The organism is Vibrio sp. 1F263 (assembly GCF_041439035.1).
GTDB lineage: Bacteria > Pseudomonadota > Gammaproteobacteria > Enterobacterales > Vibrionaceae > Vibrio > Vibrio tasmaniensis_A.
The window spans coordinates 1-20446 of record NZ_JBGONI010000050.1 but is presented as its reverse complement, the minus strand read 5'-3'; the positions used below and the strand labels follow the sequence as shown (position 1 = coordinate 20446).

Here is a 20446-nt window from a genome sequence, read left to right as displayed (position 1 = left end):
ACTGTTCAGATCGTTGGTTCTTGATTTAGTTCCTCCGAATTACGCAACAAAACCAATCATGTAGATAAAGTATGGGTTGAAGTCTGGTATCCGTCGGCAATGGGAAGTGAAGTGAAACTCCTTGTAAATATTGAGGACGATAATGTAGACGTGATTCTTTAATCTTTATCTTCTACCAAACAACGTTACCGCTATTTAGGCGGTAACGTTGTTTTAGGCGCTTTTGTTGTGAATTTTTCTAACATCGAGACCTGAGATAACCTGTATAAAATGAATGGAGTGATATTATCAATCCGGTGTTTTAGGTGTATCTTTACTTAAGTGACGCTCGTTTCTAGCTTTACGAAATCACCAAAACTCGGTGAGCCTGCCCTAAACAAAGAAGACTATGAATAAAAGACAGTTTGTTGCCCATTATTTGCGCATGAATCGCACCTCGTACTTACTGGCGATTGTGTTCATTTTTCTCGTTAACTGGTTACAGGTAGAGATACCTCGTTATATCCAACTTGCCATCGATCTTATTGAGGATGCTTCAACAACGGGCCATCAGCAGCTTCAAACCTATGTTTGGATCGTGGTCGGCATGTCGGTTGCCATGGTGGTGGTGAGAATTCTGTCTCGTATCTATGCGCTTAATCCGGGGCGAATTACAGAAGCAGCACTAAAGAGTACACTTCTACAAAAGCTGAATCGCTTACCGAGCAGCTTTCATGAACGTTTTGCATCTGGTCGGCTAATTTCAATCATGAATAATGACCTTAGCGGCATCCGACTGATGTTTGGTGTGGGGTTTCTTCAGTTCTTCAATGCGTTACTCGCGTTATCGCTGACACCTCTTTATATGTGGCGTATATCGCCAGAACTCACACTGTATTCGATTATTCCTATCTCAATCGCTTTTGTGATTTTTCGGGTGGGCTTCAAGCGTATGAAAACGCTGCATTTAGAGCACATGAAACGTCTGCAAAACCTGTCTGCTCAGCTAATGAGTTACCTGTCTGGGATTGATTTGATTAAGAGCCAGCAGATGTCACCTTGGGTGAAAGCTGAAACTGAAAAGCTGAATCAGTTATTACTTGAATGCCGCCTTAAAATTACACGTATTCAAGTCTTCTTTATGCCAGTACTCGACTACGCCAATGACCTGATGAAAATCATCATTCTTGGGCTCGGTGGCTACATGTTAATGAGACAAGAGCTAACCCTCGGTGAGATTACTGCCTTTCTGACTTACTCGGTTTTGCTCGCTATGCCATTGATGCAGCTTGGCAGAATCGCGACCATTTATCAGCGTGGCATGGTGGGTATTCAAAGTGTACAAACCATTCTTAATGCCAAAGTCCCAGAGCTTGATGAAGATAAGCTGACTGAATTAGATGTTGAATCGCTAAAGGGAAAAACGTTTTCTGTTCGTAACCTCAGCTTCAGCTATTCAGGTGAAGAACGCGTGATTCTCGATGACATCAGCTTTGATATTCCAGCAGGTAAGAAAGTGGGTGTGTTAGGCGGGATCGGAGCGGGTAAAACGACATTAGTGAACTGCTTAAATCATCACTTGGATGTTCCACAAGGTTCGGTTTTTCTTGGTGAAAGAGATGTCACTAGCTTCTCGCGCAGTGATTTGCGCCGTTACGTGAAAACCGTGACTCAAGACCCTTACCTGTTTTCAGCAACCGTCGAAGATAATATTCGCTTTGGTAGCCTAGATACGGATTTGGCAAAGAGTCAGGTTGATGAAGTGCTAGAGCTGAGCCAGTTGGCCAGTGATGTGACGCGTTTTGAACACGGTGATCAAACCTTAGTCGGTGAGAAAGGGATCATGTTGTCTGGTGGCCAGAAGCAGCGTTTGAGCATTGCTCGTGCTTTATTACAACCCAACGATCTGATCATCATGGACAACGTTCTATCGGCTGTCGACTATGAAACAGAACGTAAGATCTTAGAAGGTTTGTTTAAGCGCTTGCAAAATCAATCGGTTCTTGTGGTTTCACACCGCGTTAATGCCCTTGAATATATGGATGAAATCATCGTGTTGAACGAAGGTAAAGTGATCGCGAAGGGCGACCACGCCACGTTATTGAAAACGTGTGATTACTATTACGATACATGGCAACTACAGCAGAATGAAACGGAGGCAGCAGCATGTTAAAAGGTGTTGATTTCAAGTACCTCAAGCACTTTTTTAAGTTTGCTAAGAAATACAAAGGCTCTGCGATTCTGGGCATCGCTATGCTTCCTCTTTCTGTCATCACGAGCTTGTTGTTCCCTTGGCTGATCATTCAAGTGATCGATGTTCACCTGAGTCATGGGGATATGGATGGTCTGCTCGAATACGTCTTCTATCTCGTTGCCGTGTTGGTGGCGAGTTATGTGGTGGATACCACCTATTCGTACAATCTGCGTAAAACCGGGCAATACACGATAACTGACATGCGCTCAGTATTGTTTGCTCGCGTGCTCAAACTGCCGCGCAGCTATTTTGATAACACTCCGATTGGCGTAACGCTTTCACGATTAACCAGTGACTTGGAAACCATCGGCGAGACGTTTGTTCAGTCGGTTGTCGGGCTAGTTAAAGACAGCATCAATACCATTGCTCTGCTGGTGATGATGTTCTTCATTGATTGGCAGTTAACGATGATTGTGTTGATCATTATGCCGCCAGTGATGTATTTGACGGTGTATGTGCGGAACCGACTTCGTGCTCTCTATAAGGTGACTCGTTCTTCTCTCGCTCGCGGTATTGGCTTTTTACAAGAAGTCTTATTTGGCATGAAAACCGTTCAGATGTACCGAGCGGAAGAGCAAGTCGAGCAACGCTACCAAGGCTATACCGATGAGTTTTTAAGAGCGCAGAAAAAGATAAATAAATACGATGCGATTTTGTTCTCGTTTATCTCTGGCATCACCTCTATCACCATCGCAATTATGATCTGGTATGGCTCTGAGCAAGTGATAGAAGGGGCACTCACGTTGGGTGTGCTAATTGCGTTCATCAACACCTTAGAGAAAGTGTTTGTTCCGATCCGTGACTTTACTTCGCAGATTGCTTCGATTCAGAGTTCATTTGCAGCGTTTGACCATATTGAAGAGCTGTTTGTTGAGCCGACTGAAGAAGAAGGGCGCAACCTGTTGCTATCGAGCAAGGTTGAAAAACAGCTCGAACAGTTTGTGAGCCTAGAGTTTAAGAACGTGAGCTTCCGTTACAAAGACGACTCTCCTTATGTTCTAAATAATGTATCGTTTTTATTGGAGAAAGGGCATCAAATCGCGCTTGTAGGTTCGACGGGGTCAGGTAAGTCGACGGTTCTGCGTCTGATCTCTAAAACCTATCAAGACTATGAAGGCAGCATTTTGTTGAATGGAATAGAGCTGTCACAGATTTCAAGCGAAGACTCTGCTCACTTGTTCTCAATGATGATGCAAGATGTGCACTTGTTTGAAGAGACAATCCAATTCAATATCGCGCTGGGCAAAACGCATCTATCTAGAACTGAGGTTGAACAAGCAGCACGCTATGTGTACGCCGATAAGTTTATTGAACAATTGCCACAAAGCTATGACTTCTATTTGGAAAAGAACGGCTCCAACTTGTCTGTGGGGCAAACGCAGCTTATTTCGTTCGCTAGAGCGGTTGCACAAGGTGGACAACTGATGATGCTTGATGAAGCAACTAGCTCGGTGGATTCAATCACCGAAGACCTGATTCAAAAAGCAATGCAGCGTCTGTTTAAGGAAAAAACCGTGATTGCGATTGCACACCGTTTGAGTACCGTTCGTCACTCAGACACGATTCTTGTGTTGGAAAAGGGTGAAATTGTTGAACAAGGTAACCATCGACAGCTGATAGCACACAATGGAATTTATGCAGGATTGTTGGAAGAGTCGGTGGTTGGAGGAATCGATTGTAGAAAGAGTCGATTGTAGAAGTGAGTGACTATCGAGTTATAAATAACTATTAACTAATACGAATAAGCCAAACTTGTCGACTTCCTAGCTTGTATGACTATTACAAGATACAGTTAGCCTAAAGATTAAACATATAAGGAATGTATAATGCTTCGAATCTTATTGATTGCAGTTATCTCGGTGTTCAGCACGATGAGTTTTGCAAGCGAAGAGGTTGAGTACTCAGAATTGGACTATTTAGATCGACCGTTGATGGAACGCTATATCTTGGATGAATTGAAGCAGCTAAGAATGGACCAACAAGATCTTGAAAGACGTTTGACTATTCAGATGACCGACCGTGAGCTCGCTGTGGCGGACAAATCGCTGAATTACGCCAACGTGACTGTAACCTATTTTTTCTACATTATTGCGGGTGTCGCTTCACTTATCGCATTAGTTGGGTGGCAATCGCTTAAAGAACTCAAGCACACAACCAAAGAGATGGCTGACCAGCGATTGAATTCTATCGCTCAAGAGTACGAGAAGAAGTTTAACGTTCTTGAAAGGGATCTAAAGCGTAAGACTCGAATTATCTCAGAGAACAACCGAGAAATTGAAATCATCAATGAAATACACAACTTATGGTTGAGAGCGCAAAATGCTCAAACCGCCGAGCAAAAAATTGAAATTTACGATGAGATCTTAAAAGTCCGCCCTGGTGATTTAGAGGCGCTCACTTATAAAGCTGATGCCGCAATGGACATGCAGGAATACCATTGGGCAATGAGCTTATGTAACCGTGTATTGGAAGTGGATGATCAAAATGCTCACGCCTTGTACCAACGAGCTTGTTCGTATGCAAGATTAGGTGCTGAAGGTCAGGCAATCGACGACTTAGAGCGCTCTATCGAAGCCAGTGGCTCAATGCGAGAGTTGCTAGCTGAAGAGCCAGATTTTGAGATGCTACGCGGCTTAGACCGTTTTGAAGCGCTTTGTGAAGAGTAATTATTTAATGGCATGGTGAGCTTCGTACGCTTACTATGCTTTTAATCGTTTTTACGGAACGGTTTCTTACATTTCGCTTATTTTATTGAATGAATTGTTATGTTATAACATTTGAAAAGTTCATTGTGATAACCGTTAAGTATTTTTATGAAGTTCCTCCGTACTGGCCTGATTGTTACTGCTATCAGCGCATTTTCACTTGCTTTATATCTTTCTATTTCTCCTGAACCACCAGAAGACATCGCTATCAAAATTACACCTTACCAAGGTGCGGTTTCGGCGGATGAGAAGCCATCGAATTCAAACGTTGAGCCAAGTTCTCTGGTAAGAGTTCATTATTTTGTCAAAGTTGGGGATACACTCAGTAATGTATTTACCTCTTGGAAACTCCCTTACGGAACGGCTCAAAAGATACTTGAGGCCGATCTAGAATCACTGAAACTGGACACGATCAAGCCTGGTGATCATCTAGAGTTGTTGTTGGATAGTGACTCTAAGCAGCTAGTCGAATTGATTTACCATGAGAGCTTGGTTGAGCAGGCTGTTTACACAGAAAATGATGACGGTAGTTTTAGTTATCAGTTCATCGAGACTCCTGGGGAATGGAAAGAAAAGCTGTACGCAGGTGCGGTGCAGGGTAGTTTTTCCACGTCAGCTTACAAGGCCGGTTTAACCAGTGCCCAGATAGCCAATATCACTCGAACGCTGAAAGATAAAATTAACTTCTCCAAAGATCTCAGAGCTGGCGACAGCTTTAATGTTTTGGTTAAAGAGCAATACACGGAAGATCACTTAACGGGTAAGACTGAAGTGCAAGGGGTTTCTATCAAGCTACGAAATAGGGAAGTGGCGGCTTTTCTTGCTGCGGATGGACGTTTCTATGACCGAGAAGGAAATAGCCTTGAACAAGCTTTCAATCGATACCCAATAGACAAACAATTCCGAAGAATCACTTCATCATTCAACCCATTCCGAAAGCATCCTGTGACTGGACGTGTATCGCCGCATAATGGCACTGATTTCGCAACACCTGTGGGTTCACCCGTTTATTCAACGGGAGACGGTAGGGTTGTGGCACTTCGTGACCATCCATACGCAGGGAAATACATAGTGATAGAACATAACAGTGTTTACAAAACTCGTTATCTGCATTTGAGTCGATTCTTGGTTAAGAAAGGGCAACAGATTAAGCGTGGGCAGGAAATTGCGTTGTCGGGTGCAACAGGCCGTTTAACAGGGCCTCACTTACATTTTGAAGTGTTGGTACGTGGAAGGGCGGTCGACGCGATGAAAGCAGACCTGCCTTTGGCAAGCTCTATATTACCGAAAGACAAGGGGGCGTTCCTTGCTCGAATTGCCTCTTTTGATGAGATCATCTCTGAGCAAGAAGGCAGAACGAGTTAAATTCACTTCAGCCACGGCTTATCCTTATTCCAACCTTCTGGTGATAAACAAACCGAAGGTTGGAATAAGCATTTATGGAATTACATAATTTCAGATTCGATTAAGCGACGACAACTGCTGTGCCGCTGGCTGATACCATCAACATGCCATTACCTGTTCCTAAGACTTCATAATCGATATCGACACCAACCACTGCATTTGCACCCGCTTCAATCGCTTTCTGCTCCAGCTCTTTGAATGCGTAGTTACGTGCTTTCTCCAGCTCCTTTTCATAGGTGCCAGAACGTCCACCGACGAAGTCTCGAATACCTGAAAACATATCCTTGAATACGTTAACCCCTAGAATGGCTTCTCCGGCAATAACCCCTTTGTAATCGACAATGCGTTTGCCTTCGACAGATTGTGTGGTGGTAATAATCATAGTGGCCTCTGTAAGTTAGATGGTTGGTTACTAGATGAGTTGTTACTAGTTGATTAGTTACTTGATGATTGGTTACTTGATGATTAGCTACTCGCTGAGTTTTGTCTCTGAGCGAGTGAATTCATGCCTCAACCATGTTCTCAGTTTTAGCACACTTTCTTGTTTTAATTTGTTTTTTGGACAAACGAAATAGAAATCTTGATGGGGGTTAGCCACTGGCTCACTAATTTCGACCAACATGCCATGGCTGATGTCATCTTTCACAAACAAGCGGTGAGTGACTAATACACCAAGCGAACGAATTGCAGCTTGCACGGCTTGAATCGAGACATCGAACGTCAAGTTACTGTGGAACGTCGGCATGGGTATTTGGTAAGATCGCACCACACTTGCCAGTCATGCTGTCTTCTTGGGTTGAAGACACCAATGGTTGGGTTTTGTTTCACCAGTTGTTCAACGCTCAATCCCATTTGGTTTTTCAATAGTGCAGGGCTGCACACCAATACCAGATCATCGTCACCGAGCTTTTCGCTGTAATATCGGTCCCACTCGCTCGGCTTGCCGTGCACGAGCGCGATGTCCACACCTTCTTGTTCTATGTCGAAAGTGCCCGTTAGCGTGGATATACGAATATCAAGAGAGGGAGCAAAGCTTTGGAATTCCGAGACTCGCGGGATCCACCAGTGCATGGCGAGTGAGTTCACCATGTTGAGGGTGATGCGGTGGTCGTTAGGCGTTTTGGCGAGTTCTTCTGTGGCTTCTATTACTTGTTCCAGTGCGGGTGCGACTTTTCGATAATATCGCTTACCTGCGGCATTTAGAACAACACGACGACCCACACGTTGGAACAGCGGCTTATTGACCAGTTGCTCTAATGATTTTATCGCTTGGCTTACCGCTGAATGACTGACGTACAACACGCGAGCGGCTTCGGTCATGCTGCCTGTTTCGGCGACAGCAATGAAAGCATAAACGGATTTAAGTGGAACGAGTTTCTTCATTGGTAAGTTTTCCTTACAGTTGTGGTTAATATTACTCGCTATTTTTCATCACGTCACGCCTCTAAAATAACTGTCATAGGAGGTGATAATTATGTCTGATATTACCAAGGCGACGGCTTTCATGTTGTTGTCGACGTTCAGTTTGTCTTTAAGTGGCTTAATGGCTAAGTATCTATCGGTATCAATGCCTGTTTCATTATTGAGTTTCGTGCGATTTTTGTTACCCAGCCTGTTTTTATTCTTATTTTTGATGTTTTGCAAAATCACGAAACCTTCACTCGATATGTGGAAACCTTTAGTGATGCGTGCGATTTTTATGGTGGCATGCCAGTGGTGTTTTCTTACGTCTTTGCAAACCCTAACGCTGGTTGAAGGTGTGGTGTTGTTTAGTACAGGCCCTCTGTTTATTCCTTTGTTAGAAAAATTAATGTTTGGAACCAAGATTCATACAACCACAGTGATTTGTTTAGTTGTCACCTTTGTCGGCGTAGTGATGATGGCTGGGGATTGGTCGCAGTTTGAGTTTGGTTCGGAGTTCTTTAGACCTGCGCTATTGCTAGGGTTATTGGCGGGTGTGTTTAATTCGGGTTCACAAGTGAGTTTGTATCGAGCGTCCAAGACTAGCCTGACACCCGCAGAGCTAAACGCGTGGACGTTCTTGGTCGCGGCAATCATTGTGATACCAATGGTTGTGTTTACTTCAGTATCTGCGGCTCCAGATGCGCTTGAGAGTGCTGCGGGCAATGGAACCTTTTCGGCTCTGCTATCTTTTGAAGGCTTACGTTGGATTGGGCTTGGCGCTTTTGGATTGGCTCTATTTACTATTAACACGCAAATCTTTCGCTCGAAAGCGTACAAGTTGGCAGACAGCGGTTCTCATTTGGCGCCGCTAATTTTTACTAACATGCTGTTCAGTGCGTTATGGCAGAGCTTGTTCTTTGATGATGTGTTTTCAACTCAGCAGTTAATCGGTATCAATTTGATCGTCGTGGCGAGCATAACCAATACTCTTTTGGCTAAAAGACACAGCAAAGCAAAAGCCAAGCAAACACCTCGATCTGCTGTGGCTGTAGCAGATGCTGCGGTTTTGGACTCTGCCGTTAAAAGCTAATCATTGAGGCTGAAGATTACAGACAAAAGCCTAGAACAATGAACGAATGTACTCTTTTACTCGGTCGATGTGTTCGTTTGGTTCAATCTTGCAACGCTGTTTAGTCTCTAGGAATCGCTCAGCGTATTTGTCATAGATTTTGTTTTCTAAAAACAGCAAATACAGTTTTGGATCGATATGACCGCTGGTGGCCATGTCGGTCATGATATTGAGTGATTCGCTTAGGAGTTTGCCTTTCTTATACGGGCGATCACTGGAGGTGAGCGCTTCGAATACATCGGCAATGGCCATAGCTCTAGACGGCAAAGGTAACTGGTCTTCGTTTAAGCCTCTCGGGTAACCCTTGCCATCGATACGTTCGTGGTGTCCGCTGGCAATGTCAGGAATGTTCTTGAGATAAGATGGGTAAGGGAGCTTGTTGAGCATGGTGAAGGTTTGAATGATATGGTCGTTTATCATGAAGCGTTCTTCGTCGTTTAAGGTACCGCGACGTACTTTCAAATTGTGCAATTCACCTTGGTTGTACTTGACTTCACCAGGTTTGAGTACAAACGCTTCTTGCCACACGTCGGCTGGGTTAAAGCCATTATCCCAGGGTATTTTATGTTCGGGTTTATCAGCAAGTAGTGGCTCCATCACGGGCAGCGTTTGGTCTTTGATTCTTGGCTCAATTTCATCTTTTTCAGCCGGATCTTGCTGCGTGTTAAATCTCTCTTTTTCAGACCAAGATAAACCTAGCTGTTTGTCGAGTGTTCGTTTCCATTGGCGCTTGGCTATTCGGTCTAAGCGTTCTAGTTGCTCATCCGTCATAGACTCCCCACCAAGGTTACATTCGGCTACGAAGGCAAACTCTTCATCCAATTCAGACAAACTTTGCTCGAGAACTTTAAGCTGCTCTTCTTGGAGTGCACCGTTCGCTATGGCTTTCCAGTAGTCGGTTTCAGCTTGTTGTTTTAACAGTTCGAAACGCATTCGCACTTCGTGGATTCGGTCGTAAATGGTTTCAAGTTTTGTCGCTTTGTCTACGACATACTCAGGTGTGGTTACCTTGCCGCAGTCATGAAGCCAAGCGGCGAGCATTAACTCTTCCCACTGTTTACTATCCAATGAGAATTGCGGGTAATAACGGTCATCATCAATGGTTGCTTGGGTTAACCATTTGGTCAGTTCGGGTACTCGCTGACAGTGACCGCCAGTGTATGGGGATTTGGTATCAATCGCTGATGCAATCAACTCGATAAAGGCATTAAGCATGTCTTTCTGTTGCTGCATTTGGTCAATGTTATCTTTGGCGATTTCCGCAAAACTGAGCAGTTCTCGTAAGAAGGCGTGCTTGTCTGCCTGCATCTTGGTAATCGGTCTTTCATAGCCAATTGCGACGATACCCACCAACAACTTCTCGCGGTTCAATAGTGGGAAAAGGTACAGGTCAGAATTGAAGATCGAATCTTGGTAATAGTTAAGAACATTGTCTTCTCGGTTTAAGTGGATGGTTTCTCCAGATTTAAGCTGGCACAGCAACCAAGGGGTATGCTTGATGAAGTCATTGATGTCGGCCTTAAAGGGGAGAATGGCGAGGTTCGCGGCCGTATCAAACACATCTTTCTCTTTTGATTGAGTGAAGAGGACGATAGTTTCTGCTTTGGTAATTAAATAGCTTTGATGAGCAATATTTTTGGCTAATATCGAAAACTCCTGATTACCTGCCGTGTCTCGAAGTAGCGTAATAAGATCATGAAGCGTGTGTTCCATCAGCTCAATCGAATGAGCGAGGTTAGCCACTTCTTGAATCATGCTTTTGGGATAATGAGTACGCCTGAAGTCAAATCGAGCGATGTTGTCGGTGAGTTGCATCAGCGTATTAAGCGGCTGAGACAAACGATTGGCGACAAACCATACGATAGCGAAGCAGATGAACAACATCCCAATCGCGACGGCGACTTGCTTGTCACGCATCGAGATAAGATCAGAGAGCAACTCATTGTGTGGCGTAGCCTCTGCCAAATATAAAGTGACATTCTGAGTGAGCTCAACAGGCGTTAGTGTTAATGCCCAAGTGTTTAGGTTGTATTCAACGTTTTTTAGGTTGAGGTTTAATTTCTCCTCGTCGGAGATAAGTGGTGCTATGACGGATGCTTTCAATGCTTCCAACTGTTCACGTTTGGGCACATTAAAGAAGCTTTGGTCTTGCTCACTGCCAGAGAGTTTCCCCGTCGTTTGGTTATTCGTTTTCTCAGTTTTACTTGTGTTGTTAGGCTGGGAGGTAAGCTTGGGAATTGATAGATCAAGTTGATGTTGGCCGAGAAGATTGAAATGTTGATCGAACAGAGCGAGTCGGGTTTGTGGAGAGTAGGCCAATTCACTGATCTGGGAAGAGAGAGATTTCAACGTGAAGTCGGCACCAACGACATGCTTGCCATCCAATGAACGTCTAGAAAGCGTAATGCCATTGGTTTGCAGGAAATAGAATAGGTAGGGCTCAGAAAGTTGTATTGAGCCGTCAGGCTTTGCGTTACGAAACCAAGGTCGAGTCGTGGGGTTGAACTTACTCTCGGCTTGTCGGGTACTGATCACTTGGTGTGCGCCATCGAGAAAGGTAATAAAGTTTTCACCATCTAGATTGGTGCTGCTGACCATCATTGTCGCTTTGGCGGGAGCGTTGTTGTCGGCTCTCTGTTTAATGGAACTCAGAGGACGAAAGATTCGGAAATCGCCATCTTCAGAGCCATAGAACAGAGCGACTAAATTGGTATTTTGTTTGAAGATGATATCGACCGAAGCAAGCCAAGATTCTTTTTCGACGGAGGAGGTTTGATGAGCAACAAACGGGCTCACTGCCATCACGTTTAAGGTTGTGATGACTGGGGCAATGGCTTGTTTAAATACCGATTCCAGTTTATCGCGATGTTCATTGCTGACTTCGCGCACTGTGCCTAAAAGCAGTTCTTGAGAATGCCGATAACTTATCGAAATCAGTACGGTACCGACAAGAGTGGTCAAAATTAAGAAAAGGCTAGTGATGTGGATACTCAGCGGATATCGTCTTCTTCTCATCTAACACTCCAGTTTGTAGACTGGTTTAAGTATTGACGAACTTGGGTAGGTTGCAAAAAATTGGCGTAATTACCGAGTATGTTCGATTTTACTTAGATAAGAAAAGCGTTAGCGTCTTCTGGTTAGCCACGTATTCCCGTGTCGTGTAAATGAACCAGCAATAAACCTTTATGTTTGGGTGCTAATTGTCACTTTCAGCTGATAAACTGGTCGAATTGTTGCTATTAAGCACTCATTTCTTAAGCACGTTTTTTGACCGAGCGAAGAGGGCATTGATTCATGGAACTAAAAGTAGACACCCACACCCACACATACGCAAGTGGTCATGCTTACAGCACGTTGATCGAGAATGCAAAATCGGCAAAACAAAACGGTTTAGCTATGTTTTGTACGACCGACCATTCCGAGTCTATGCCGGGCGCGCCACACTATTGGTTCTTCAGTAACCAACGTGTGCTCCCTCGTTTTATTGACGATGTCGCTATTATTCGAGGTGTCGAGTCAAACATCATGAACACACAGGGTGAAATCGACATTCATCCGAGTGTGGATAAGAATCTAGATTGGGTGATTGCCAGCTTCCACGAGCCCGTTTTTCGCCCGTCGGATGTTGCTACTCATACAGAAGCATTGTTGAATGTGATTAAAGGCGGTCGTGTTGATGCACTTGGTCATTTAGGCAACCCAAATTTTGATTTCGATTTTGAAGTTGTGATTCAATGTGCGGCGGAACATAACGTAGCAATCGAAATTAATAACACCACGCTTAAAGGCAATAGCCGCGTTGGCAGTGTTGATCGTTGTTACGAGATCGCAAGAATTGCTAAAGCGAAAGGTGCGTTTATTACGACAGGTAGCGATGCGCATTTCTGCATAGATGTGGGTGGGTTGGATCTCGTGTCTTCACTACTTGGTGAGGTGGGCGTGGATTCGAGTAAAGTGATTACCCATTCACCACAGCAATTCCTAGCCTTTTTGGTATTACGTGGTCGTCAATCGATTGCCGAGTTTTCGGTATTTGAGTGATGGTTTGCCCGGTACTTGTCAGTAATTAGCTAGCTAGTTTGCATTTCGACACAATCAATTTTTGTACCCGACGAATTTTTGTATACACTAGCCGAAAATAATAAAGTCGAAGTGCCACAATAATGATGGCGCTATCTTCAAAGACATCGCTTCACCTGGAGAAACAATGAAAACTCGCTCAATCCTTTTATCTGGTTTAATCGCTGCTTCAGTATTGTCTGGCAACGCATTTGCTAATGTAGACCTTAAGAAAAACATGCAAGAAATGAAGCTTGCGTTCAAACAAGCGGCAGAAGCTCAAAGCATTGAAGAGATGCAAAAGCCTATCGTTCGTTTAGATACGCTAGTGGCAGAGCTGAAAACGGGTGTTTACCCAATAGAGAAAGAAGATAACTTCATGGAAGGCTTCAAAAAGATCAGTGCATCATTGGATAGCATTGAGCAGAAGCTAGACCAAGGTGACTTAGAGTCGGCACAGCAGGAACTTCGTACTATTGACGGCCTTCGTGAAGAGTACCATGAGAAGCGTAATCCAAGCATTTGGAGCAAGATCTTCGGTTAATTTGCCAATCAATTGAGTTTGCTCGATACGTAACAAAGAGCAAAACCTCAAGATTCGATTTCTAAAACGCTGTCTTACATTACCCTCTTTAGGGGAAGGTGTAAGGCGGCGTTTTTTATTGTCGTTTCTCTAAACAGTTTACTGCTATTTTTCTAGACATTTTACTGCTAATGGACGCGTAACATTCTTTTGGCTCTTTGGTTGTAACCAGTTTTTAACCAAAAAGAGTGTGCGTTAGCTTCAATTTTTTAACTTGCTGTTAATCTTTACGTTTACCTATATTCCAAGTCCCTCATAATAAGGGAAATTTATAAAGATTTGGAATAATGCGCCGAACTTCGTTCAACTTCTCCATGTTACTTGCAACAGCATTAAGCTGGGCGCTAGTGACATTAATGCCTGTTATCAATGCTCATGGTAATAGTGCGGGAGTATGGGCGTCGTTATGTACGGTCAATGGCTTTGAACTGGTTCAAATTGAAGAAGGTGAACCTAATACTCATAAAGGAAAGCCGTGTCCCTTTAGCCATTTTTCCACGTTCCACCAAGACGAACTTCCAACAACACTACTGACAACTCGATTGAGTTCTATTGTCTCAGACAGCTACGCTTTTTTGGCTCTAAGCGAACGCTACACGAGGCAAGCCCCGCGCGGCCCTCCCTTTGTTACTGCTTAAACCTAACCCACTAAAATAATTAAAAAATAAAGTATTAAGTAAAGTTAAACATGCTCAAATTACTTTCTGATCTTTCAGAAGGTATGTTTGCGTGTGTCAAAGGAAATAATAATGTTGAGAAATGAATCTCAAACCCCTGCGAAAGCACAAGCAACTTCGCAGTCTAAAAGCAGTGCAACAACTGGTTCGAAAACCAATATAAAAAGCAAAGACCGCAATAAAACTCTCTACTTCCTCACTTGGCGCTGGCACTTCTATGCTGGGCTATTCGTTATCCCGTTTATGTTGATGTTGAGTATTACTGGTTTGGTGATGCTGTTTGATGATGAACTTGAGACCGCTCTATACCCAGAAGCACTAGTGATGCAGAGTGGTGTGAGCTCAAGCGGCATCATCCCAATTAAAGACCAGCTCGCCGCCGTTAAATCGCGATATCCAGAAGGAATAGCGACTCAATTTATTACCGCTAGATCTACAGATTTACCTAACCGCTTCTCTGTGAACTTGGTCGATGGTCGGTCAGTATTTGCAACCGTGAACCCCAATACTGGTCAAGTGATCAGTGAAATCCCTCGCAGTGATAGTTGGTATCAGCTGGCGAACGACATTCATGGCACTCTACTGTTAGGGGATTGGGGAGATTACCTGATTGAAGTAGCGACCAGCTTATCTATTTTGCTATTAGTGAGTGGTATTTATCTATGGTTGCCGCGCGACAATGCCACAAAAGCAGGCTTTTTGAAGATCCGCATTTCTTCTGGATCTCGCATTTTTATGCGTGACCTGCATGCAAACCTTGGTGGTACTCTGTCTTTAGTGTTGCTGATGTTCTTATTGTCTGGGCTTGCTTGGGCAGGCTTTTGGGGCGGTAAGATGGTTCAGGCTTGGAGTAGTTTCCCAGCTCAGATGTGGGATGATGTCCCTTTGTCTCAGCAAACACACGGCTCGTTAAATCACGGCTCGGAAGAGGAATACCCTTGGAACTTAGAGCAAACTCCGCTTCCAGAGTCGCACGATCACTCTTCAATGAGTGACGAACACAGTCACCATATCGCTTCTGGAGAAAGCATTCCGCTTGAGCAAGTGGTTCAAAAAGCGAATGAACTCGGCTTTACTTACTATCGAATTAACTTCCCTCGTACTGAAACGGGTGTCTACACCATCACGGCCAATACTATGGGCGGCGACATTATTGACCCTAGGGAAGATCGAACTACTCATCTAGACCAATACTCAGGCCGTATTCTGGGTGAGGTGACCTGGCAAGATTATAACTTCATAGCCAAGACGTTAGCTGTTGGTATTTCTCTGCACCAAGGTGACATCAGTATCATCAATAAGCTTCTAAATGCCTTGTTCTGTTTGGCGTTTATCGTTGTGTCAGTGACTGGCGGTGTGATGTGGTGGAAGCGCAGACCGTCAGGCCAACGCAAGCTCGGTACACCACCTAAGTTTGGTGATGCTGGCTTATGGAAAGCAGGCTTGGTGACTGTGATAATTATTTCGGTACTATTTCCTTTAGCGGGGGCAACGATTGTGGCTGCGATGCTCTTGGACTGGTTGCTTTTCTCACGTATTGAGAAATTCAAAACGGCGTTGAGCTAATTGAATCAAAAACGGACCTTTTCGACATTGAGAAGGTCCGTTTTGTTATTAAGGTGTTTTTTATCAACAAGACTTTAGATTTGATAAAGCTCTAGTGGCAGGCCGTCTGGGTCTGCGAAAAACGTAAATGATTTCCCCGTAAACTCATCAACACGAATCGGTTCGACGTCGATTCCTTGTGCTTCCAAATAGTTTTTGACTTGTTGAACGTCATCAACACAAAAAGCTAGATGTCTTAGCCCTTGGGCTTCAGGAAAACTTGGTCTTTCAGGTGCGTTAGGGAAACTGAATAATTCTATTTGTGCACCATTGGGCAGTGCCAAGTCGAGCTTGTGCGACTGGCGTGCTTCACGATAATTCTCCGCAATCACTTCAAGCTTTAAAACTTCCGTATAAAAACGTTTAGAGACTTCGTAGTCTGAGCAAATAATGGCGGCGTGGTGTATTCCTTTCAGCATCAGTTTATTTCTCCTGCCAGTTTGTCACCCAAGTGTTCCATCGCGTAATCAATGAATACACGTAATCGAGCGGGCATGTACTTGGTTTGAGCAAACTGCATCGCGATAGCGCCATGGTAATTACTCTTGATGGTCCAATCTTCCAGTACTTGCACTACAGAACCTTCAGCCAATGCATCTTGGATCACGAAGTCATGGAAAATACCCACGCCAAGCCCTTCTTTAACGCCTTTCAATCGCATCTGAGAGTGGTTCACAGCGTAACGTCCGCTGACGGGTACTGTGTAAAACTCATCATCTTTAAGGAAGTCCCAAATGTGGTCTTTATCTGTTTCTGCAAGGTATAAGCAGTCGTGCTCAGACAGCTCGGTAGGGTGGTGAGGGGTTCCTTTAGCATCTAAATAGTCGGGGCTCGCACATAACACGAGGTTTGTTTTTCCGAGCTCTTTCAATACCAAACTCTCGTCAGGTTTGTCGGTAAGGCGAAAGGCAATGTCGATGCCTTGGCGCAATATGTCGATGTCGCCATCAGCCGCCCTTAGCTTGAGTTGAATCTCTGGATACTGATTTAAGAATGGAACAACGAAAGGCTGCAATACCGAGTTCAAGAAGGCTTCTGGTGCCGCTACTGTAATAGAGCCTGCAGGTTCAGTATGGTCAGAGGTAGACAGCTCAACCGCTTGTTGCGCCGCATTAATCATGACCACGCTTTGGTCGTATACCAACTGGCCTGCTTGCGTGATGATCAATGTACGAGTGGTACGTTCAAACAGCTTTACTGAGAGTGCTTTTTCTAGACGTGTGATCAATTTACTCAACGCTGAGGGTGTCACCCCTAACTGCTTTGCTGCAGCGGTAAAGCTACCTTCATTCACAACTAAGATAAACGAGGCGAGATCGGGAAGTAGGGCGATGAGTTTTGGGTTAATCATAAGTGTCCAGTAGGGCTAGTTACAACGGTGAGCTTATTGACAATTGTGAGTGATCTCTTCTGATTTGTGAATCAATTTCATTAATCACTTGACGTGATTGCTCTGATTGCTTGGCGTGTTTTGCTTTTCATCTCATCGGTTTTCATCTGTATAGCGGAGTTGCTGATGCACATTCTAAGAGAAGCGGATAATCATCACCATATTGTTCTGAGATGAAAAATAGAGATCTGATATGAAAGTGAAATTAGACACAAACGGAAGGGGATTTGACGTTAAAAAGAGCAGGTAAGACGCGTTTATGTGCCCTGTGTCACTGGGATGAACCATTATTCGTGCCTGCGATTCATTAATGTTTTTCCAACTAGAGGGATAATCGAGAAGGGAGTGTTCAACTAGAATATAGAGATTAGTTTTACAGTGTAAATGATCGTTTTAGGATCGTTTATATCCCTAAATAAAGCGGCGCGTGATGCTGCTGAATAATAACTAGGAAGGAATGAACAATGTCTTCTGCATTTTACCAACAGATTCAAACGCAAATCGAAGAAGTTAAAGAAGAAGGTCTTTATAAGTCTGAGCGCATTATTACTTCTGCACAAAAAGCAGCGGTTTCTATCTCGACTGGTGAAGAAGTACTAAACTTCTGTGCAAACAACTACTTAGGTCTTGCTAATCACCCAGCTCTTATCGAAGCAGCTAAAGATGGTATGGATCAGCACGGCTTTGGTATGGCTTCAGTACGTTTCATCTGTGGTACTCAAGACTCTCACAAAGAACTAGAGCAAAAGCTATCTACGTTCCTTGGTAAAGAAGACACTATCCTTTACACATCTTGCTTTGATGCAAACGCTGGCCTATTCGAAACGATTCTAGGCAAAGAAGACGCAATCATCTCTGACGCACTAAACCATGCATCTATTATCGATGGCGTTCGTCTGTGTAAAGCAATGCGCTTCCGTTACGCGAACAACAACATGGAAGAGTTAGAGCAACAACTTATCGCAGCTAAAGAAGCGGGCGCTCGTCACACGCTTATCGTAACTGACGGTGTGTTCTCTATGGACGGCGTAGTTGCTAACCTTCCTGCTATCTGTGACCTTGCTGACAAGTACGACGCACTAGTAATGGTTGATGATTCTCACGCTGTTGGCTTCATGGGCGAAAACGGCGCGGGTACTCACGAGTTCCACAACGTTGTTGACCGTATCGACATCATCACAGGTACGCTTGGTAAAGCAATGGGTGGCGCTTCAGGCGGTTACACTTCTGGTAAGAAGGAAGTGATCGACTGGCTACGTCAGCGCTCTCGTCCATACCTATTCTCTAACTCTGTTGCTCCTGCAATCGTATCGGCATCTATCCGCGTTCTAGATCTTCTAGCCGAATCTGGCGACCTACGAACTCAACTATGGGAAAACTCTGCTCACTTCCGTACTCGCATGGAAGAGGCTGGTTTCACTATGGGCGGCGCTGACCACGCAATCATCCCAATCATGCTTGGTGATGCAAAAGTAGCGGCTGAATTCGCAGAGCGCGCTCTAGAGAAAGGCATCTACGTTGTAGGTTTCTCATTCCCTGTAGTACCAAAAGGCCAAGCTCGTATTCGTACGCAAATGTCTGCTGCACACTCTCGTGAGCAACTAGATCGCGCAATCGATGCGTTTATCCAAGTTGGTAAAGACATGGGTATCATCTAATTTTAAAGGGGTGCCTTTAGCATCCTTTGATTAGATAAAACAACACCCAATAGAACATATAGATTTTTGATTCTCGCCTTACAGTTAGGCGAGATGAACTGGATAACATTATGAAAATTAAAGCACTTTCTAAGCTTAAGCCTGAAGAAGGCATCTGGATGACCGAGGTTGAAAAACCTGAAATGGGTCATAATGATCTTCTTATTCGTATTAAGAAAACTGCAATTTGTGGTACAGACGTACATATCTACAACTGGGATGAGTGGTCACAAAACACAATTCCAGTACCTATGGTGGTAGGTCACGAATACGTGGGTGAAGTTGTTGGCATCGGCCAAGAAGTTCGTGGTTTTGAAATCGGCGACCGTGTATCTGGTGAAGGCCACATCACATGTGGTCACTGTCGTAACTGTCGTGGCGGCCGTACTCACCTTTGTCGTAACACAACAGGTGTTGGCGTAAACCGCACTGGTGCGTTCTCTGAGTTCCTTGTGATCCCTGCGTTCAACGCATTTAAGATCCCTGCAGAAATCTCTGACGATCTAGCATCAATCTTTGACCCGTTTGGTAACGCAGTACACACAGCGCTTTCTTTCGACCTAGTAGGCGAAGACGTGCTAATCACTGGTGCTGGTCCAATCGGTATCATGGCTGCTGCTGTTGCTAAGCACGTTGGTGCTCGTCACGTTGTAATCACTGACGTAAACGAATACCGCCTAGACCTTGCTCGTCAAATGGGTGTAACTCGCGCAGTAAACGTAATGGAAGAGAAGCTTGAAGACGTAATGGCTGATCTCGGCATGACTGAGGGCTTCGATGTAGGCCTAGAAATGTCTGGTAACCCATCTGCGTTCAATAGCATGCTGACTAACATGAACCACGGCGGTAAGATCTCTCTACTAGGTATTCCACCATCAGACATGGCAGTAGACTGGAACCAAGTAATCTTTAAAGGCTTGGTTATCAAAGGTATCTACGGTCGTGAGATGTTCGAAACTTGGTACAAGATGGCTTCTTTGATTCAATCAGGCCTAGATCTAACACCAATCATTACTCACCACTACAAAGTGGACGACTTCCAGAAAGGCTTCGACATGATGCGCTCTGGTATGTCAGGTAAAGTAATTTTAGACTGGGAGTAGGTTACTACCAGTTTTGAATGTTAGAAGGCAACAGGTAAAACTGTTGCCTTTTTTATCGCCACTCTGTAGCCATATTTAATTTATAAATAATTTAACTAATTGATATTTATTGGTTATTTTTTATTTCGCATATAGTGGCAAGTTTGATTCAATCAGGGTTAGACCTATCACCAATCATTACCTCATCACTTTAAAATTGATGATTTCCAAGCTGGCTTCGATGCTATACGTAGGGGGCTTTCTGGCAAGGTTTTCCTTGATTGGGAATAGAAAAATTAGGCTCTAAATAGCAAAAGGCGACAGTGAAAATTGTCGCCTTTTTTACGAATAAAACAGCTAAATAACGGTCGTTTACAGTGTCTACCGCCACTTTGTCGCCATTAATTCTCTAATGGATTGAGGGGCTTTGTTGCGTAATTCAGTGGAACTAAATCCAGAACCTACGATCTGATCAGCT

The 20446-nt window shown here is 44.1% G+C and carries 15 protein-coding genes and 1 pseudogene; 11 read left to right on the top strand and 5 right to left on the bottom strand.

Annotated elements, in window-relative coordinates; genetic code table 11:
• Positions 1-388: 388 nt before the first annotated feature.
• From ACED25_RS21020 to ACED25_RS21005, 4 genes are all read left to right on the top strand, one after another.
• Positions 389-2152, top strand: a complete 1764-nt coding sequence (locus tag ACED25_RS21020; RefSeq protein WP_371696003.1) for an ABC transporter ATP-binding protein — start codon at positions 389-391, stop codon at positions 2150-2152.
• Entirely contained in the window at positions 2146-3930 is a 1785-nt protein-coding gene (locus tag ACED25_RS21015) for an ABC transporter ATP-binding protein (protein ID WP_371696002.1), read from the top strand. The genes ACED25_RS21020 and ACED25_RS21015 overlap by 7 nt, the downstream gene beginning before the upstream one ends.
• 129 nt (positions 3931-4059) lie before the next feature.
• Entirely contained in the window at positions 4060-4899 is an 840-nt protein-coding gene (locus ACED25_RS21010; RefSeq protein ID WP_009845608.1) for a tetratricopeptide repeat protein, read from the top strand.
• A 147-nt stretch (positions 4900-5046) separates the two neighbouring features.
• Positions 5047-6303 carry a peptidoglycan DD-metalloendopeptidase family protein gene (locus ACED25_RS21005; RefSeq protein ID WP_371696001.1) on the top strand — a complete coding sequence of 419 codons (1257 nt, stop codon included), beginning with the start codon at positions 5047-5049 and terminating at the stop codon, positions 6301-6303.
• 100 nt (positions 6304-6403) lie between these two features.
• Here the strand turns inward: ACED25_RS21005 and ACED25_RS21000 are convergent, their stop codons facing one another.
• Positions 6404-6724, bottom strand: coding sequence for a heavy metal-binding domain-containing protein (locus tag ACED25_RS21000; protein WP_004730185.1), 321 nt, complete (start codon positions 6722-6724; stop codon positions 6404-6406).
• An 87-nt stretch (positions 6725-6811) separates the two neighbouring features.
• Positions 6812-7725: pseudogene (locus tag ACED25_RS20995) on the bottom strand (LysR substrate-binding domain-containing protein).
• 91 nt (positions 7726-7816) lie between these two features.
• Between ACED25_RS20995 and ACED25_RS20990 the strand changes: the two are divergent.
• Positions 7817-8836: a DMT family transporter gene (locus tag ACED25_RS20990; RefSeq protein ID WP_371696000.1), complete on the top strand. Its 1020-nt coding sequence runs from the start codon at positions 7817-7819 to the stop codon at positions 8834-8836.
• A gap of 30 nt (positions 8837-8866) precedes the next feature.
• Here ACED25_RS20990 and ACED25_RS20985 read toward each other — a convergent pair whose 3' ends face one another.
• Positions 8867-11890, bottom strand: coding sequence for an HD domain-containing phosphohydrolase (locus ACED25_RS20985; RefSeq protein ID WP_371695998.1), 3024 nt, complete (start codon positions 11888-11890; stop codon positions 8867-8869).
• Between the two features lie 279 nt (positions 11891-12169).
• On the opposite strand from ACED25_RS20985, the gene ACED25_RS20980 reads away from it, so the two are divergent.
• The 4 genes from ACED25_RS20980 (at position 12170) to ACED25_RS20965 (ending at position 15760) form a co-directional block, all read left to right on the top strand.
• The gene (locus ACED25_RS20980; RefSeq protein WP_371695997.1) at positions 12170-12916 is read left to right on the top strand and encodes a phosphatase; all 747 of its coding nucleotides are present in this window, start codon (positions 12170-12172) and stop codon (positions 12914-12916) included.
• Between the two features lie 166 nt (positions 12917-13082).
• On the top strand, positions 13083-13478 hold the full coding sequence (locus tag ACED25_RS20975) for a cytochrome b562 (RefSeq protein WP_012600383.1): 396 nt from the start codon (positions 13083-13085) through the stop codon (positions 13476-13478).
• 326 nt (positions 13479-13804) lie between these two features.
• Complete coding sequence (locus tag ACED25_RS20970; RefSeq protein WP_371695995.1) at positions 13805-14155, top strand: hypothetical protein; 351 nt, start codon at positions 13805-13807, stop codon at positions 14153-14155.
• Between the two features lie 111 nt (positions 14156-14266).
• Positions 14267-15760 (top strand): PepSY-associated TM helix domain-containing protein, encoded by a 1494-nt coding sequence (locus tag ACED25_RS20965; RefSeq protein WP_371695994.1) that lies wholly within the window; start codon positions 14267-14269, stop codon positions 15758-15760.
• Positions 15761-15834: 74 nt separating this feature from the next.
• Here the strand turns inward: ACED25_RS20965 and ACED25_RS20960 are convergent, their stop codons facing one another.
• On the bottom strand, positions 15835-16218 hold the full coding sequence (locus tag ACED25_RS20960) for a VOC family protein (protein ID WP_371695993.1): 384 nt from the start codon (positions 16216-16218) through the stop codon (positions 15835-15837).
• Positions 16218-17150, bottom strand: a complete 933-nt coding sequence (locus ACED25_RS20955) for a LysR family transcriptional regulator (RefSeq protein ID WP_041473204.1) — start codon at positions 17148-17150, stop codon at positions 16218-16220. Before ACED25_RS20955 ends, ACED25_RS20960 begins: the two co-directional genes overlap by 1 nt.
• Positions 17151-17653: 503 nt before the next feature.
• On the opposite strand from ACED25_RS20955, the gene ACED25_RS20950 reads away from it, so the two are divergent.
• Complete coding sequence (locus ACED25_RS20950; protein WP_137001333.1) at positions 17654-18847, top strand: glycine C-acetyltransferase; 1194 nt, start codon at positions 17654-17656, stop codon at positions 18845-18847.
• Between the two features lie 110 nt (positions 18848-18957).
• A complete protein-coding gene (tdh, locus tag ACED25_RS20945; RefSeq protein ID WP_004730216.1) occupies positions 18958-19989 on the top strand; it encodes an L-threonine 3-dehydrogenase in 1032 nt (343 codons plus the stop codon).
• The last annotated feature ends 457 nt before the right edge of the window (positions 19990-20446 follow it).

Bases quoted from the DNA above. Each gene is read 5' to 3' on its own strand.
- ACED25_RS21015 (WP_371696002.1), top strand. From the start codon at position 2,146: ATGTTAAAAGGTGTTGATTTCAAGTACCTCAAGCACTTTTTTAAGTTT.
- tdh (WP_004730216.1), top strand. From the start codon at position 18,958: ATGAAAATTAAAGCACTTTCTAAGCTTAAGCCTGAAGAAGGCATCTGG.
- ACED25_RS21020 (WP_371696003.1), top strand. From the start codon at position 389: ATGAATAAAAGACAGTTTGTTGCCCATTATTTGCGCATGAATCGCACC.
- ACED25_RS20960 (WP_371695993.1), bottom strand. From the start codon at position 16,218: ATGCTGAAAGGAATACACCACGCCGCCATTATTTGCTCAGACTACGAA.
- ACED25_RS20950 (WP_137001333.1), top strand. From the start codon at position 17,654: ATGTCTTCTGCATTTTACCAACAGATTCAAACGCAAATCGAAGAAGTT.
- ACED25_RS20955 (WP_041473204.1), bottom strand. From the start codon at position 17,150: ATGATTAACCCAAAACTCATCGCCCTACTTCCCGATCTCGCCTCGTTT.
- ACED25_RS20975 (WP_012600383.1), top strand. From the start codon at position 13,083: ATGAAAACTCGCTCAATCCTTTTATCTGGTTTAATCGCTGCTTCAGTA.
- ACED25_RS21000 (WP_004730185.1), bottom strand. From the start codon at position 6,724: ATGATTATTACCACCACACAATCTGTCGAAGGCAAACGCATTGTCGAT.
- ACED25_RS20970 (WP_371695995.1), top strand. From the start codon at position 13,805: ATGCGCCGAACTTCGTTCAACTTCTCCATGTTACTTGCAACAGCATTA.
- ACED25_RS21005 (WP_371696001.1), top strand. From the start codon at position 5,047: ATGAAGTTCCTCCGTACTGGCCTGATTGTTACTGCTATCAGCGCATTT.
- ACED25_RS21010 (WP_009845608.1), top strand. From the start codon at position 4,060: ATGCTTCGAATCTTATTGATTGCAGTTATCTCGGTGTTCAGCACGATG.
- ACED25_RS20985 (WP_371695998.1), bottom strand. From the start codon at position 11,890: ATGAGAAGAAGACGATATCCGCTGAGTATCCACATCACTAGCCTTTTC.
- ACED25_RS20980 (WP_371695997.1), top strand. From the start codon at position 12,170: ATGGAACTAAAAGTAGACACCCACACCCACACATACGCAAGTGGTCAT.
- ACED25_RS20990 (WP_371696000.1), top strand. From the start codon at position 7,817: ATGTCTGATATTACCAAGGCGACGGCTTTCATGTTGTTGTCGACGTTC.
- ACED25_RS20965 (WP_371695994.1), top strand. From the start codon at position 14,267: ATGTTGAGAAATGAATCTCAAACCCCTGCGAAAGCACAAGCAACTTCG.